Source organism: Faecalibacterium sp. An192, assembly GCF_002160175.1.
In the GTDB taxonomy this organism is placed as follows: Bacteria; Bacillota; Clostridia; order Oscillospirales; family Ruminococcaceae; genus Faecalibacterium.
This window is the reverse complement of sequence record NZ_NFKB01000140.1, coordinates 1-888: the sequence shown is the minus strand read 5'-3', so window position 1 is coordinate 888 and position 888 is coordinate 1. Positions and strand designations below refer to the sequence as shown.

The following is an 888-nucleotide window of genomic DNA, read 5'->3' as shown; positions in this document are numbered from 1 at the left end:
CCCTTTGTCGCCACATCGGATGGGTTATTTACCCGAGCCTCTAAACGGTCTCTCGCTTAAAAGCCCCTTATATCAGCTCCCAGCCATGGTGCTGCTGGGGTGTTATAAGTAGAATTGATTAATACTTGTTTTCAGTACGATTGCCGGTAACTGCTACGCCGACAATCACGTAATCATCGTTCTTAGTATCCAGATCGCCACCTGCGCAATCGGCCTTAGAAACGCTCACAGTGTAATCGTAGGTGTAACTGCCAACAATTTCACCCTTGTTCTCCATGGTCTTGGCCCAATCATCCAGCTTCTCCGCCACTTCGTTGGTGATAAACTCATCCGAAACACTGCGGCTCACATAGAACATCGTCCAATAAGTGTGCGGCTTGGTAGCCCACTGATTTACGTTAGCGGCACTAAAGTTCCAGCCATTGGGGTCTGCGCTATACGTCTGCTGAGAACCAACCATATATCTGCTGGCCCAAGCAGTCACAGCAGTGTCATTTTCAGGAAAAACAGTCAGTGTATTAGCATTTGCACCATTGCCCTTATGATTCTGAGCAGCCCATGCAACAGCCTTGTCCAGCTTGTCATTGGTGTTAATGCTCAGCTTGGTCTGGGTAGCAGCATTGGTTGCCTTCAGAACAGTCTCAGTGTAGCTGCTGGAAGGAGTGGTATCACCGCTGGAAGCGCCACCGTTATCAGTGGTGTTGCCAGAGCAGCCAGCCAGCATGCTGACAGCCATAACGCCAGCGAGCATCAGAGAAGCAATCTTCTTGAGTTTCATTTGAATTTTTCCTCCTTAATGGTGTAAAAAGATAGAGACCCAAAACAGGTTCAAAGGAAGGTCCTTTCCTTTGTGTGCCTATAATACCATACCCCCCCCGGTGTCAAGAC

General features: G+C 48.6%; 1 protein-coding gene. It reads right to left on the bottom strand.

Going from position 1 to position 888, the window contains the following annotated elements; translation table 11 throughout:
* Nucleotides 1-118 precede the first annotated feature (118 nt).
* On the bottom strand, nt 119-778 hold the full coding sequence (locus tag B5F27_RS16320; protein WP_087369076.1) for a hypothetical protein: 660 nt from the start codon (nt 776-778) through the stop codon (nt 119-121).
* Nucleotides 779-888: the final 110 nt, after the last annotated feature.